Annotated in this window: 12 protein-coding genes; 8 read left to right on the top strand and 4 right to left on the bottom strand. The window is 65.5% G+C overall.

What is annotated here, in order from left to right; all coding sequences use genetic code 11:
- The first annotated feature begins 56 nt into the window (after positions 1-56).
- The 5 genes from ACODSP_RS18620 to ACODSP_RS18600 all read left to right on the top strand — a co-directional run bounded on the left by ACODSP_RS18620 (position 57) and on the right by ACODSP_RS18600 (position 5,720).
- Positions 57-1,100, top strand: coding sequence for an alpha/beta hydrolase (locus ACODSP_RS18620; RefSeq protein WP_488967054.1), 1,044 nt, complete (start codon positions 57-59; stop codon positions 1,098-1,100).
- Positions 1,101-1,338: 238 nt separating this feature from the next.
- Positions 1,339-2,574 carry a kynureninase gene (gene kynU / locus ACODSP_RS18615; RefSeq protein ID WP_488967053.1) on the top strand — a complete coding sequence of 412 codons (1,236 nt, stop codon included), beginning with the start codon at positions 1,339-1,341 and terminating at the stop codon, positions 2,572-2,574.
- A gap of 112 nt (positions 2,575-2,686) precedes the next feature.
- Positions 2,687-3,523 (top strand): hypothetical protein, encoded by an 837-nt coding sequence (locus ACODSP_RS18610; RefSeq protein ID WP_488967052.1) that lies wholly within the window; start codon positions 2,687-2,689, stop codon positions 3,521-3,523.
- Between the two features lie 327 nt (positions 3,524-3,850).
- Positions 3,851-4,849 carry an MBL fold metallo-hydrolase gene (locus ACODSP_RS18605; RefSeq protein ID WP_488967051.1) on the top strand — a complete coding sequence of 333 codons (999 nt, stop codon included), beginning with the start codon at positions 3,851-3,853 and terminating at the stop codon, positions 4,847-4,849.
- A gap of 91 nt (positions 4,850-4,940) precedes the next feature.
- On the top strand, positions 4,941-5,720 hold the full coding sequence (locus ACODSP_RS18600; RefSeq protein WP_488967050.1) for a class II aldolase/adducin family protein: 780 nt from the start codon (positions 4,941-4,943) through the stop codon (positions 5,718-5,720).
- Positions 5,721-5,878: 158 nt separating this feature from the next.
- On the opposite strand, the gene ACODSP_RS18595 is transcribed toward ACODSP_RS18600, so the two are convergent.
- From ACODSP_RS18595 to ACODSP_RS18580, 4 genes are all read right to left on the bottom strand, one after another.
- Positions 5,879-6,250, bottom strand: a complete 372-nt coding sequence (locus ACODSP_RS18595; protein WP_488967049.1) for a hotdog family protein — start codon at positions 6,248-6,250, stop codon at positions 5,879-5,881.
- Complete coding sequence (locus ACODSP_RS18590; protein ID WP_488967048.1) at positions 6,247-6,624, bottom strand: MaoC family dehydratase; 378 nt, start codon at positions 6,622-6,624, stop codon at positions 6,247-6,249. The genes ACODSP_RS18595 and ACODSP_RS18590 overlap by 4 nt, the downstream gene beginning before the upstream one ends.
- A gap of 178 nt (positions 6,625-6,802) precedes the next feature.
- Positions 6,803-8,287, bottom strand: coding sequence for an acyl-CoA synthetase (locus ACODSP_RS18585; RefSeq protein WP_488967047.1), 1,485 nt, complete (start codon positions 8,285-8,287; stop codon positions 6,803-6,805).
- Positions 8,284-8,913, bottom strand: a complete 630-nt coding sequence (locus tag ACODSP_RS18580; RefSeq protein WP_054168386.1) for a TetR/AcrR family transcriptional regulator — start codon at positions 8,911-8,913, stop codon at positions 8,284-8,286. The genes ACODSP_RS18585 and ACODSP_RS18580 overlap by 4 nt, the downstream gene beginning before the upstream one ends.
- Positions 8,914-9,103: 190 nt before the next feature.
- Between ACODSP_RS18580 and ACODSP_RS18575 the strand changes: the two genes are divergently transcribed.
- The 3 genes from ACODSP_RS18575 to ACODSP_RS18565 all read left to right on the top strand — a co-directional run bounded on the left by ACODSP_RS18575 (position 9,104) and on the right by ACODSP_RS18565 (position 13,748).
- The gene (locus ACODSP_RS18575) at positions 9,104-9,985 is read left to right on the top strand and encodes an alpha/beta fold hydrolase (protein WP_488967046.1); all 882 of its coding nucleotides are present in this window, start codon (positions 9,104-9,106) and stop codon (positions 9,983-9,985) included.
- 17 nt (positions 9,986-10,002) lie between these two features.
- The gene (locus tag ACODSP_RS18570) at positions 10,003-12,225 is read left to right on the top strand and encodes a TonB-dependent receptor (RefSeq protein WP_488967045.1); all 2,223 of its coding nucleotides are present in this window, start codon (positions 10,003-10,005) and stop codon (positions 12,223-12,225) included.
- 242 nt (positions 12,226-12,467) lie between these two features.
- Positions 12,468-13,748: a spinster family MFS transporter gene (locus tag ACODSP_RS18565; protein WP_488967044.1), complete on the top strand. Its 1,281-nt coding sequence runs from the start codon at positions 12,468-12,470 to the stop codon at positions 13,746-13,748.
- The last annotated feature ends 14 nt before the right edge of the window (positions 13,749-13,762 follow it).

Raw genomic sequence — 13,762 nt, 5'->3', positions numbered from 1 at the left:
GCCGCCTAATCCGCGCTACGCAGAATCCGTCGCAAGACCAACCCCGGAGACAGACCATGACCGGCACCATCCTGCCCATCGCCCCCGTTCCCCACCGTGCGGCGTCGCTGTGTCTGGTTCCGGAAAAGCCGGGTTTCACGGTCGGCACCGACCTGTCGCCGGAGGTGGCCGATGTGGTCCGCATCATCGCGGGCAGCGCCACGGGGGCCGGCGACCTTGCGGAAACACGGCGCATCTTCACCCAGGTGCGCCGCGCCTTGGGGCCGGAGGCACCGGACATCGCGTCCGTGCGGGAAGAAACCATCATCGGCCCCGGCGGCCCGCTGCGCCTGCGCCTCTACCGCCCCTCCTTCGGGTTCCGGCCTTTGCCGGCCCTGCTGTTCTTCCATGGTGGCGGCTGGACTGTGGGCGATCTGGACAGCCATGACACGCTGTGCCGGCAGTTGGCGGTGGCCACGGGCCATGCCATCGTGGCGGTGGATTACCGGCTGGCGCCCGAACATCCCTGGCCCGCCGCCATCGAGGATGGCTGGGCGGCGCTGCGCTGGCTGGCGGCTTACGCGCCGCTGCTGGCCATCGATCCGCTGGGCATCGGCGTGGCGGGTGACAGTGCCGGCGGCAATATCGCCGCCGTCCTGGCCCTGAAGGCGCGCGATGCCGGCGGACCGGTTCTGAAGACCCAGGTGCTGATCTATCCCGCCGTCGATCTGACCGCCAGCCTGCCCAGCCATTTCACCCGCGCCGACGGCTATCTGCTGACGCGTCAGGCCTATATCACCTATGTCCGCCATTATCTGGCGGGCCAGGAGGTGGAGAGCGACTGGCAGGTCTCGCCCTTGCGCGCCGACCGTCTGGATGGCTTGCCGCCCACGGTGATCATCACTGCCGGCTTCGATCCGCTGCTGGATGAGGGGCGGGCCTATGCGGGACGGCTGGCCGCCGCCGGGGTGCCGGTGCTGCACCGGCTGTACCCCGACATGGTGCATGGCTTCATCACCATGGGCGGTCGTCTGCCCGCCGCCAACCGCGCCATCGCCGATATCGGCCGCGCCCTGGCCTCCTACGACATCTATGCTTTCAGCGACGGGGGCGGGATTTAGAATGGCTTCTGGTGTACCGGAAGCCATTCCGGCGGCGACTGCCGCCGTACGGCCCATGCCGCGAAAGCCAAGCGGCGGATGCGGCGCCGGTGATTGAGGCAACAATATCCAGCAATTTCCGTGCGCGCCGCCGGTCATTGCCGGCATAAAACGCCTTTGTCCGATGCCTGCCCGCTGTCCTCTTGACGGCGCGGCAGGCGTCGGCATGTTCGGGGTTCCGACAGTGACGGGGAACCCCATGCCGACGCGTGCTGAGATTGAGGCCCTGGACCGTAACGACCCGCTTTCCGGGTTCCGGGATGAATTCACCCTGCCGCCGGGGATCATCTATCTGAACGGCAACTCGCTGGGTCCCATGCCGACGCAGGCCGCAATACGCGCGGCGGAGGCAGCGACGCAGGAATGGGGCGTCGGCCTGATCCGGTCCTGGAATAGTGCCGGCTGGTTCGCGGCGCCCTATAAGCTGGGCGACCGGCTGGCCCAATTGCTGGGCGCTGACGCAGGCGAGATGGTGGTGACCGATGCCACCGGCCTGAACCAGTTCAAGGCCGTGGCCGCCGCCTGCGCGCTCCGCCCCGGTCGCCGCGTCATTGTGATGGAAGGCAGCAACTTCCCCACCAATAATTACATGGTGCAGGGTCTGGCCGCCTTCCTGGGCCAGGGTCATGAAATCCGGTTCGTGGAAAAGGACGGCATCTTGGATGCCATCACCGACGACGTGGCCGTCGTCGCCCTGACCCATGTCCATTACAAAAGTGCCCATGTCCTGGACATGGCGGCCATCACGGCCAAGGCCCATGCCGTCGGTGCGCTGACCGTCTGGGACCTGTGCCATTCCGCCGGCGCCATTCCTGTCGATCTGAACGAAGCCAGGGCCGATTTCGCGGTGGGCTGCACCTATAAATACCTGAATGGCGGCCCTGGCAGCCCGGCCTTCATCTTCGCGGCCCGGCGTCACCATGCGGCCATGCAGCAGCCGCTATCCGGCTGGTGGGGCCATGCTGCGCCCTTCGCCTTCGACCGCGACTACCGCCCCGCCGATGGCATCGGGCGCATGCTGACCGGTACGCAGGGCATCATCTCCATGCAGGCCGCAGAACCCGGCATCGACCTTGCTGTGCGCGCCGATAAGCATCTGGCCTGGGCCAAGGCGCGCACCATGGGCGATCTGTTCATCTCCCTGGTTGAGGAAAAGCTGGGCGTGGACATGTTCCGCCTGGACAGCCCGCGTGACGGGCAGCAACGCGGCGGGCATGTGGCGCTGGCCCACGCACAAGGCTACCCCATCATGAAGGCCCTGATCGAGGCCGGGGTGATCGGTGACTTCCGTGCGCCCGAGACGCTGCGCTTCGGCTTTTCCCCGCTCTATCTGCGCTATACCGACGTGGCCACCGCCGTCGATATCCTGGCCGACATTATGGAACGCGGGGTCTGGCGGGAAGAACGGTTCCAGGCCAAGGACGCCGTGACCTGATCGGCCCGCCATAGGCTAACAACACCTTTCACGTGTACACTTTCATTGCTCGATCCACCCATTACGGTTATCAGTTATAGCCATAAGGGCTTAACACCGGTGGGGAGATGTCATGTCGCGGATCTGGCTGTGGCGGGCGTGTGTGGTGGGCGTGGCATTGGCGCTGCCCGTGGCCGGGGCGATGGCCCAGGTGGACGGCAGCGGGGCCGCCACCGGCGCGGCAGCAGTTCCGCAGATCGCCACCATGGCGGGCGGCAGCAATATCTATGACGCCTCCGTGGCGGCCCTGACCAAGCTGGCCATGATCGCGGTGATCCTGGAACAGGCGCTGGCCCTGATCTTCGACTGGAAGCCGTTCCGGGAGACCTTCGACCGGTCGGCGGTGAAGCCCATCGTCAGCTTCCTGTTCGCCGCCGGCATCGTGCATGAATTCGGCCTGGATGTGGTGTCCACCCTGATCAAGGCCTATGGCGGTGACCAGACAAGCATCGGCATTGTATCAAAACTGGTGACCGCCCTGGTCCTGGCCGGCGGCAGCGGCGGCATCAACCGCATCCTGCAGCGCATGGGGGTTCGCAGCAATCTGACCCTGAAGGATGAAAACGCGCCGCCGCCGACCATGGCCTTTGTGTCGGTGGTGCCCATGCCGAAATCGGCCAAGTGCGACATTGCCTGCGTCACCGTCGTCGGCATCGACAACACAGGCACCAGCCATTCATTGGGCACCGTGGCCGGCCCCAGCGTGGGCCGCGACCCCACCGGCTGGCGCGCCTTCTTTCTTCAGGAAAAGGGCCGTTTCCCCACCGATGGCGGCTTTGCCCTGACACCCGGCCAATGGTCCATCCGCCTGGACGCCACCGACAGCACAGGCACCGTCAGCAGCAGCACAATCTGGGGTCCCTATCAGCTGGACGCCGGCGCCCAGATCGACCTGACGATCAAGGTTTGATAGGCGCCAGCCCTCAGGTGGACTTGCCGTAAGTCACAGCCTGCCCAGACAGGGCAACTGCCTCCCCGGCGAAGGCCGGGGCCCAGGGGCCGCGCGCCCGACGCCGGTGCTGCGGATAGCAGCGTTTGTGGAAAAGCTGGTGCCTCTTTGGCCCCTGGGTCTCGGCCTTCGCCGGGAAGGCAATATTGGTGCTTTGGAAGGCTGGCGGCTGCATGCCACATGTTTCAAAGCGTCCATCCCGTCCCAACCCTGTCCGTTTCGGACCTTGCACCCACTTCATGCTTCCGGTCCAATGCCAGAAACAAAAATGGGTGAGGGAGCGAGAAAATGAACTCATGCGACTGCAACCGGCGGGGCTTCTTCGGTCATGCTTTCGGCTGCGGGGCCTGGGTCGCTGTAGCGCTGGCCGCCGGCACCACACAGGCCCGGCAGGCGCAGGCCCGCACCTTGGCCGATCCCGTCAACACCACCCCCTTCGCGCGCATTGAGAAGATCGCGGACGGTGTCTGGGCCGTCATCAGCACGCCGTTCGGGGCCGATGGCGGGCGCGGCGACCGCACCACCCTGTCCAATGGCGGCATCATCGCGGGCCGGGATGCGGTACTGGTGGTCGAAGGGTTCTTCACCCCCGCCGGTGGCCAATGGCTGTCGGATCAGGCGCTGGCCCTGACGGGTCGCCGCCCCACCCATGTCGTCGCCACGCATTACCACCTGGACCATGTCGGCGGTCTGGCCGGCTTCCGGCAGGGGGCCGACGGGCCGGAACTGCTGATGACGGCGCGCACCGGGGCGCTGTCCGCCGAGCGCAACGCCCTGGCCAAACCGGCGGACGGCAGCCTCTTCCCCAAGGCCCCGCCCATCCTGCTGCCCACCCTGATCCTGCCGGAGGGGGAGGCAAAGCTGGACCTGGGCGGGCGCACCGTGCGCCTGATCGCCCGCACCGGCCATACCGACAGCGATGTGACCGTGGAACTGGATGACCCGCGCGTCATTTTCGGCGGCGACCTGCTGTGGAACGGCATTTTCCCCAATTATGTCGATGCCGATCCGCTGAAGCTCTCCACCGCCGTCACGGCCCTGCTGTCCGACCGCACCGCCACCATCGTGCCCGGCCACGGCCCCCTGTCCATCGCCGCCGACCTGTCAGGCTACCTGGGGGTGCTGGACGCGGTGGAGGCGGCGGCGCGGCGCGCCCATACCGCCGGCATGGCCACGGAGGATGCCGCCAGGGCCTTCACCCTGCCGGCCAGCCTGGGCGCCTGGACCCTGTTCAATCCCGGCTTCTACACCAACGCCTTCAAGGCCTGGTACCGCGTGCTGGGGTAGAGCAGTTTTCGGTTACCGGAAATACGCTCTACAGGCGGGCAAAACCGCGTTACACTCCGCCCAAACAAGCGTTTGAATTCGGGAGGGTGCGATGACGCAGAACATGGCGATTGCCGGGGCCGCCGGTGCCGGTGCGGCGGTTAAGGATGAGGCGGCGATCCGCCGCGATCTGGCGGCGGCCTATCGGCTGACGGCGCTTTATGGCTGGGACGATCTGGTCTTCACCCATATCTCCGCCCGCCTGCCCGGCCCTGATCATCATTTCCTGATCAACCCCTATGGCATGCTGTTTGAGGAGATCACCGCCTCCTCCCTGGTCCGCATCGACATGCACGGGAACAAGCTGGATGACAGCCCCTATCCCGTGAACCCCGCCGGCTTCACCATCCATTCGGCGGTGCATGAGGTGCGGGATGATGCCGGCTGCGTCATGCATCTGCACACACCCGACGGCACCGCCGTTGCCACCCTGGCCCAAGGGCTGCTGCCCCTGAACCAGACGGCACAGCTGGTCCTGGCCGACCTTGCCTATCATGATTATGAAGGGGTGGCGCTGGACCATGCCGAAAAGCCGCGCCTGCAGGCCGATCTGGGCGCCAAATCCACCATGCTGCTACGCAATCACGGCACCCTGACGGTGGGCGCGACGGTGGCGGAGGCGTTCACCCGCATGTATTTCCTGGAGCGGGCCTGCACCATGCAGGTGCGCACCCTGTCCATGGCCGGGCGCGTCCTTTACGACACCGAATCCGGCGTGATCGACAAGAACATGGCGCTGGGCCGCATGGCCGTGGCCCCTGCCGCCAACCACCTGATCTGGCCGGCCTTGCTGCGCAAGCTGGACCGGGTGTCACCGGGGTATCGGGATTGACGGGGGTACCCTCACCCTCCCACCCGCTGACGCGGGCGGGCCCCTCCCTCTCCCGCAAACGGGCGAGGGACGAAATTAAAGCCCCTCGCCCACGAAGGTGGGAGAGGGAGGGGCCCAAGCCGGAAGGCTTGGGAGGGTGAGGGCAAGCACTCCTCCTCTCACCACCCCTTATCCGCAACATCCTCCACATAGACCAGCGCCCGCCCCTCGGCCAGCAGCCCCCCCCCCGGCCCATGACAGGTGGTTTCCAGATCGACCAGATGCTTGTCCGCCCGGATGCGCGTCACGGCCACCCGCGCCGTCAGCTCCTCGTCCAGCGGCACCGGTTTAAGGAACCGCGTCTGCTGCTTCAGGTAATTGGTCCCCGGCCCCGGCACCTTGACCCCCAGCAGGTAGGAGAACAAGGCCCCCACAAGCAGTTCCGGCACTTCTCCTGCCGGCATCTCCGCCCCGCCCAGCGCCCGGTAATCGGCCACATCCTGCGCCGTGAAGGCCCGCTTCACCACAGCCTCATCGCCCAGCCGGATCATGCCGCCGCTCCCATCTCGAAAACACCTTCGCAGGTCACTACGCCATCGGCCACCCGTTCGGCCTTCACGGCCACCTGGGTCACACCCTCCGCCTCCCCCGTCACCGTAGCGGAAAAGCGCATGACCTCCCCCGTATAGGTCGGGGCCGGAAAGCGCACATCCTTGGACAGCTGCCGGCTTCCAGGCCGCACCTGCCCCGCCAGCCCGCGCAGGACGGAACACAGGAACAACCCATGCGCCACCGTCCGCCCGAACCGGGTGCGGGATGAGAAATCGGGATCGACATGGATGGGATTGTCATCACCCGACAACCGCGCAAACAGGTCGAACTCCGCCTGCGTCAGGCTGCGGTCGATGCTGATATGGGTGGGCATGGGACCTCATCGTAGGTTAAAAGCGATTCCGCTTCTCAAATTTCGTCATCCCCGCGCAAGCGGGGACCCAGCGAGAGCAGCGATAGCTGCGACATGACTCATATCGGCGCTGACCGCGCCTTATGCTGGGTCCCCGCTTTCGCGGGGATGACGGTGAAAGGGAAAAAGAGCGCTGCCCTCACAACCGATGTTTCTGCACCTTCCCCGCCGCCGTGCGCGGGAAGTCGGTGACCGTGACAAAGCTTTTCGGCACCTTGAAAGACGCCAGCCTTTCGCGGCAGAACCGGGTCAGTTCATCCGGGTCCGGCACCGTCTGGCCGGGGCGGGGCAGGATATGGGCGCACCCGACCTCCCCCCATTTCGCGTCCGGCACACCCACGACGGCGGCTTCCAGGATTGCGGGATGCTGCGACAGCACATTCTCCACCTCCGCCGGATAGACATTCTCCCCGCCGGAAATGAACATCTCCTTGATGCGCCCGACGACATAATAGAACCCATCTGCGTCACAGCGGGCCAGATCGCCGGATTTCAGCCAGCCATCGGCGGAGAACGCGGCCGCCGTCGCTTCCGGACGGTTCCAGTATCCAGGCGTGATGCCCGGCCCGCCGAACCACAGCTCCCCCGCCTCGCCCGGCTTCACATCCACGCCGTCCGGCCCCACGATGCGCACGCCGGACAGGACCTGCGGCTTGCCCACCGACCCGATCTTTTCCGCCACCCGGTTGGGGTCCATGATGAAGGCGGTGGGCCCCGTCTCCGTCATGCCCATGCCGTTGCACACGCGCACGCCGCGTTCCAGAAAACGCTGCACCAGCTGGTCCGACAGCGGCGCCCCGCCGCAGCCCCAGGAGCGCAGCCTCGTCAAATCCACCGAGGCAAATCGCGGATGCAGCGACAGCATCTGATAGATGGCGGGTACGCCGAAAATCGCATCCACCCGCCCTGCCGCCACCAGATCCAGCATCACATCGACATCGAACCCCGGCATGATCAGCACCCGCCCGCCGATGATCAGGGTCGGCAGCGTGTGCAGATTGATGCCCGCCGTATGGAAAAGCGGCAGGAAATTCAAGGTCGTGTCGCGCGCCGTCAGGCCGATGGGCTGCGAGATGTTGATATAGTTCACCATGGCCATGGTGAAGGTATAGATCACGGCCTTGGGCGTGCCCGTCGTGCCCGACGTGTACAGCAGGTACCAGATGCCATCCGCCGGCCAGAGCCGCCGTCCGACATGGACCGGCGTCGCGTCCCGCCGCTGCGCATAATCGGCGTCCAGCCCAACCCGTACCGGCACATCGCCCGACAGGTCCGCCGCCACACCCGCATCCTCATCGCCAAAGAACAGCACGCGTGGGGCGCTGTCGGTCAGCAGGGGCCGGATTTCCGCCGCCGGCATGCGCCAGTTCAGCGGCACCAGGATGGCCCCCATCTTGGCGCAGGCGAACAGCATCTCGAAGAACTCAATGCGGTTGCGGCACAAGATGGCGACGCGGTCCCCTTCCGCCACACCCAGCGACAGCAGCAAGCCCGCCGCCCGCGCCGCGCGTTCATCCAGGCCCGCATAGGTGACGGTGCGGCCCGTCGCCACCTCCTCCATGGCGATGTCGCTGCCGGCCAGTTCGGCACGCTTGGCGGTAATGTCGAAGATGCAGGGGATCACATCCCACCTCCCCCGCGCGCCAGGGGCGACAGGCCGAAGGTGATCAGCTCCGCCGCCGCATCGGCCACTTCCTTGGCGCTCTTGTCGCTGCTCCACACGGCATAGCGCATGCCCAGGAACACGCTCATCCCGATCAAGGCCCAGGCGCGTTCCTCCTCATGCCCCGGCCTGATCTCGCCCTTCTCGGCGGCCTGGGCCAGGTTGCGGGTATAGGCGGCGGCGAAGACCTTGTAATAATTCAGATACGCATCCTCGGCGACGAACTGCGCCTCCATGACGATGCGGTACAGGTCCTTGTGCTCGCGCACGAACTCGATGAACGCCTCCAGGCCCAGCCGTTCCGCCGTCAGACGGTCGACATTGCCGGGCACCCGCTCCGCGATGTGCTGGCGCGTCAGATGGCCCATATCATCGACCAGGGCGCGGAACACCTGCTCCTTGCTGTCGAAGTAGGTGTAGAAGGTGCCCAAGGCGGCGCCTGCCCGCTGCGTGATGCCGCTGATCGACGCCTCGTGATACCCGCGCTCCCCGAACTCCGCCGCCGCCGCGTCCAGCAGCTTGCGCAATGTCCGCTTGCCCCTTTCGGTGCGCGGGGCCTTGGACGTTGCCGTCTCTTCGCCGCCCATGATTTCCTCCCTGGCTGCAACTTGAATATTGACTCAGGTTTCGATTTGCCGCAAGCATGGGGGCAAGCCGGACGGAAGATCGACCAATCGATCTCCATCAACCCCAACCTTCCACGACCAGCGCAATCGGTCCAGGGCGGGATAACGAACACCGGCACGGGATGGAAGCTTCAAGGGGAAATGTCGGCGCATGCCGTATCTGGTCACCAGCGATCAGGCGAAAATCGCCTATGATGATGTGGGGCACGGGCGGCCGCTGCTGCTGGTCCATGGCTGGGCCACACATGCCGGTTTCTTCCGCCCGCAGGTCGAAGGCCTGTCGCAAAGCTTCCGCATCATCAGCATCGATCTGCGCGGCCATGGCCGCTCGCGGGCGGCGGATGGTGATCTTTCCATCGATCTTCTGGCCCGCGACATCGTGGAACTGGCCAACCATCTGGACCTGAACGACCTGCTGGTCGTGGGCTGGTCGATGGGGGCCATGGTGCTGTGGCGCGCGCTGCTGGACGGGCTGTCGTCGCGGGTGGCCGGGATGATCTCCATCGACATGGCACCCCGCGTCATCAATGGCGATGGCTGGGATCTGGGCCTGCGCGGCAGTTCGGCGGCCAAATCGGCACGGCAAAGCCAGGCCGCCATGGTCGCCAACTGGCCCGCCGTCGGCCCGCGTGTTGCCGCCCGCATCTTCGCCGAAGGTCTGGATGTGGAACAGGCCATCCTGCGCCGCTGGGCAGAGACGGAGGTGGCGGACAGCGACCCCGTGGCCATGGCCCGGCTCTGGACCTCGCTGACGGCGCAGGATTTCCGCCCCTTGCTGCCGGGCATTTCCGTGCCCGTCCTGGTGACGCACGGAAAATTGTCGCGGCTTTACTCCCAGGATACGGCCCAGGCGCTGGCCTCACTGCTGGCCCATGCCATCACCATCGGGTTCGACCGGTCGGGCCATGCCCCGCATCTGGAAGAACCCGACCTGTTCAACAGCACGCTGACCCGTTTCGCCGCCACCCTGCCCCCGCCGGGTGGTGCGGATGCAACCGGTGCCGGGCGGGATGAACCCGCCGGCGCTCAATGAGAATGAAAGGGAGAACCATGAAGAAGTCGTTCGGTAAATCCTCCATCACCGCCCTGCTCTGCGCCGGCACGGCCCTGACCAGCCTGGCTTCCCTGCCCGCCCTGGCACAGCAGGCCCCGGCCCAGGAAACCGCCAGCGAAGGCATCCTGGGCGAGATCGTCGTGACGGCCCGCCGCCGCGCGGAAAGCCTGCAGGACGTGCCCGTCTCCATCTCGGCCTTCACCGCCGAACAGCTGGAAAATGCCGGCACGCAGGACATCACCTCGCTGACCAAGACCACGCCCAACCTGACCATGCAGGTGGCGCGCGGTTCCAACTCCACCCTGATCGCCTTCATCCGCGGCGTGGGTCAGCAGGACCCGCTGTGGGGCTTTGAACCCGGTGTGGGCCTTTATGTCGACGATGTTTATGTGGCCCGCCCACAGGGTGCCGTGCTCGACATTTTCGACATCGAACGGATTGAGGTTCTGCGCGGTCCCCAGGGCACGCTCTATGGCCGCAACACCATCGGCGGTGCCGTCAAGTATGTGACCAAGCGCATCGATGACGAGCCGCACATGAAGGCCAAGGTGCAGGTCGGCTCCTATAAGCAGACCGACCTGATCCTGTCCGGTTCCGCACCGGTGACGGAGAATGTGGGCGTGTCGGGTGCCGTGGCCCTGTACCGCCGCGACGGCTTCGGCAAGAACCTGACCACGGGTCAGGAACATTACAACAAGGACGTGTCCGCCGGCCGCCTGTCGGTGGAATTCAAGCCGAACGAGGATCTGTTCATCCGCGTTGCCGCCGACAAGACGGTGGATGACAGCAATCCCCGCCATGGCTACCGCCTGTTCGCCACCCCGACCGTCCCGGTCCTGGACAGTGTCTATGACACGCGTGCCGGCCTGACGGGCAAGCAGAAGGTGAAGAACGAGGGCGTGTCCGGCACCATCGAGTACAACGTCAATGACAGCGTGACGGTGAAGTCCATCACCGCCTATCGCGATGGCCGCTCCGACACCGTCATCGACTTTGACAATTTGCCCGCCAAGATCCTCGACATCCCCGCCTATTACGAGGATGACCAGTTCAGCGAGGAATTGCAGCTGGTGTATGAAGGTGACCGCCTGAAGGGCGTTGCCGGCCTCTACTACATGGATGCCCACGCCGAGGGCGCGTTCGACACGATCCTGGCGCTGGCCAACCTGACCACGCTGACCTCCGGCTCGGTCGATACCAAGTCCTACGCCGCCTTCGCCGACTTCACCTATGAACTGACCGATCAGGTCAAGGCATCGGTCGGCGCGCGCTATACCTCGGACAAGAAGACGGGCACCGTCTACCGCGTGAACTATGCCGGCCTGACCAGCCCGCTGTTCGGCGGTGCGGCGCGCAACCCGACGCTGATCCGCTCCAACTACACCAACCAGCGCACCTTTGACGAATTTACGCCCCGCGTCAGCCTGACCTATGAACCGACCCGCGACTTCACGCTCTATGCCTCCTATGGCCGGGGCTTCAAGTCGGGCGGCTTCGACATGCGCGGTGACGTGATCTCCACGCCGGACACAGCCAATGGCTATGATCCGGAGCTGGTGGACACGTACGAGGTCGGGTCCAAGTCCCGCTTCCTGGATGGCCGCGCCACCTTGAACCTGGCCGCCTTCTATTCCGACTATAAGGGCCAGCAGGTGACGACCCAGGTGCCGTCGGGCACCACCGTCGTCAGCTTCGTGGACAATGTCGGTTCCTCCACCATCAAGGGTCTGGAGGCCGAGGGTCTGCTTGCCGTTACCGATGAACTGACGGCCAATTTCGCCATCGGTTACATCGACGCGGAATTCAACAAGTTCCTGCGCTACAACCTGACCAGCAAGGTTTACGACAATATCGCCAACACCGCCGTGTTCCAGAACACGCCGAAATGGACGGCGAATTTCGGCCTGACCTACGCCCATGACATGGGCGATGCCGGCACCCTGACCCTGACCGGCAATGCCGCGCACCGCAGCGGCTTCTCGCTGTTCGAATTCCCGAACCCGCTGCTGGATCAGGACGGCTACACGCTCTACGACCTGTCCGCCGTCTGGACCGCCGCCAGCGACAATTGGTCGGTCGGCCTGCATGGCAAGAACCTGGGCAACAAGAAGTACCGCGTCGGCGGCTACAACTTCCCCGGCGCCCTGTTCGGCGACAGCATCATCGGCTATTACGGCGCGCCGCGCACCGTGACCGCCACGGTCGAGTATCGCTTCTGATCTCCGGGTTCCCTCACCACCATCCCTCGCCTGCGGAAAGCTTCGCCCCTCGCCCACGAAGGTGGGAGAGGGAGGGGCCCAAGCCGGAAGGCTTGGGAGGGTGAGGGCAACCCATCACCGGGCCGGCCCTATTTCCACATTACGGCCCGGCGGCGTTTCATGTGACTATCTCCCTGCCTGGCGCCGCGTTTCCTCCGGGGGACGCGGCCCTTCTTTCCCAAGACATTTCATAAGGGATCGTGATGAACAGCGACGCGACCGTGGGCCGCCAAGGCGGCAATGCCTATCGCACCTATGTGCTGGTCGTCCTGATCCTGGTCTATATCTTCAATTTCATCGACCGGCAGATCCTGGGCATCCTGGCGCCGTCGATCAAAGCCGAACTGAACCTGACCGACAGCGATCTGGGATGGCTGGGCGGCTGGGCCTTCGCGCTGTTCTACACCGCCATGGGCGTGCCCATCGCCATGCTGGCCGACCGGTTCAACCGGACCTGGATCATCACCGTCTCGCTGGCGGTGTGGAGCGGTTTTACCGCCCTGTGCGGTGCCGCCACCAGCTTCTGGCAGTTGTTCTTGTGCCGGCTGGGTGTGGGCGTGGGGGAGGCGGGCGGTGTGGCCCCGGCCTATTCCCTGATCGCCGATTATTTCCCGCCCAAGGAACGGGCCCGCGCGCTCGCGGCCTATAGTTTCGGCATCCCCATCGGCATGTCGCTGGGCATCCTGTTCGGCGGCCTGATCGCGCATCAGATCGGCTGGCGCTGGGCCTTCATCATCTGCGGCCTTGTCGGTCTGGGATTGGCGCCGCTGCTGAAGCTGACGGTAAAGGAACCGGCGCGCGGCGGTCTTGACGCAGCCCTGGCCAAACCGCAACCCGCCAGCCTGAAGGCTGTGCTCTCCACCCTGTCGGGCAAGCTGTCCTTCTGGCTGCTGGCCTTCGGCGCGTCTTTCTCCTCCGTCATGGGCTATGGGCTGGCCTTCTGGCTGCCCTCTTTCTTCCAGCGCAGCCACGATATGGCACTGGTCGACCGCAGCCTGTTCTTCTCGGCCATCGTCTTTATCGGCGGGCTGATCGGGGTCTGGCTGGGCGGGTCGCTGGGCGACCGGCTGGGGGCCGGCAACAAGGCGAACTATGCGCGCGTCCCCGCCACGGCCTTCCTGATCTCCCTGCCCTTCTTCTTCGGGGCCGTGAATACCGGCTCGCCAGTCCTGATGTTCTTCCTGTTCGTGGTGCCGCAGGCGCTGGCCCTGATGTGGCTGGGCCCCACCCTGTCGGCGGTGCAGCATCTGGTGCCCGCCAACATGCGCGCCACGGCGTCGGCCATCTTCCTGTTCATCAATAATCTGATCGGGATCGGCTTCGGCACCTGGTTCCTGGGCAAGTTGTCCGACATTCTGCGTGCCGGGTACGGGGATGAAAGCCTGCGCTACTCCATCCTTTATTGCCTCAGCTTCTACGCCCTGGCCGCCATCCTGTTCTTCCTAGCCTCGCGCCGCCTGGACCGGGACTGGCATCGGGAGTGAGGGAGGATAAGGTC

It is taken from the genome of Niveispirillum sp. FG156 (assembly GCF_057809555.1).
Note: the sequence above shows the minus strand (reverse complement) of the source record. Positions and strands in the feature narration are given on the sequence as shown.

Excerpts from the sequence above, each read along its gene's own strand:
- ACODSP_RS18620 (WP_488967054.1), top strand. The coding sequence starts at position 57 with ATGACCGGCACCATCCTGCCCATCGCCCCCGTTCCCCACCGTGCGGCG.
- kynU (WP_488967053.1), top strand. The coding sequence starts at position 1,339 with ATGCCGACGCGTGCTGAGATTGAGGCCCTGGACCGTAACGACCCGCTT.
- ACODSP_RS18610 (WP_488967052.1), top strand. The coding sequence starts at position 2,687 with ATGTCGCGGATCTGGCTGTGGCGGGCGTGTGTGGTGGGCGTGGCATTG.
- ACODSP_RS18605 (WP_488967051.1), top strand. The coding sequence starts at position 3,851 with ATGAACTCATGCGACTGCAACCGGCGGGGCTTCTTCGGTCATGCTTTC.
- ACODSP_RS18600 (WP_488967050.1), top strand. The coding sequence starts at position 4,941 with ATGACGCAGAACATGGCGATTGCCGGGGCCGCCGGTGCCGGTGCGGCG.
- ACODSP_RS18595 (WP_488967049.1), bottom strand. The coding sequence starts at position 6,250 with ATGATCCGGCTGGGCGATGAGGCTGTGGTGAAGCGGGCCTTCACGGCG.
- ACODSP_RS18590 (WP_488967048.1), bottom strand. The coding sequence starts at position 6,624 with ATGCCCACCCATATCAGCATCGACCGCAGCCTGACGCAGGCGGAGTTC.
- ACODSP_RS18580 (WP_054168386.1), bottom strand. The coding sequence starts at position 8,913 with ATGGGCGGCGAAGAGACGGCAACGTCCAAGGCCCCGCGCACCGAAAGG.
- ACODSP_RS18575 (WP_488967046.1), top strand. The coding sequence starts at position 9,104 with ATGCCGTATCTGGTCACCAGCGATCAGGCGAAAATCGCCTATGATGAT.
- ACODSP_RS18570 (WP_488967045.1), top strand. The coding sequence starts at position 10,003 with ATGAAGAAGTCGTTCGGTAAATCCTCCATCACCGCCCTGCTCTGCGCC.
- ACODSP_RS18565 (WP_488967044.1), top strand. The coding sequence starts at position 12,468 with ATGAACAGCGACGCGACCGTGGGCCGCCAAGGCGGCAATGCCTATCGC.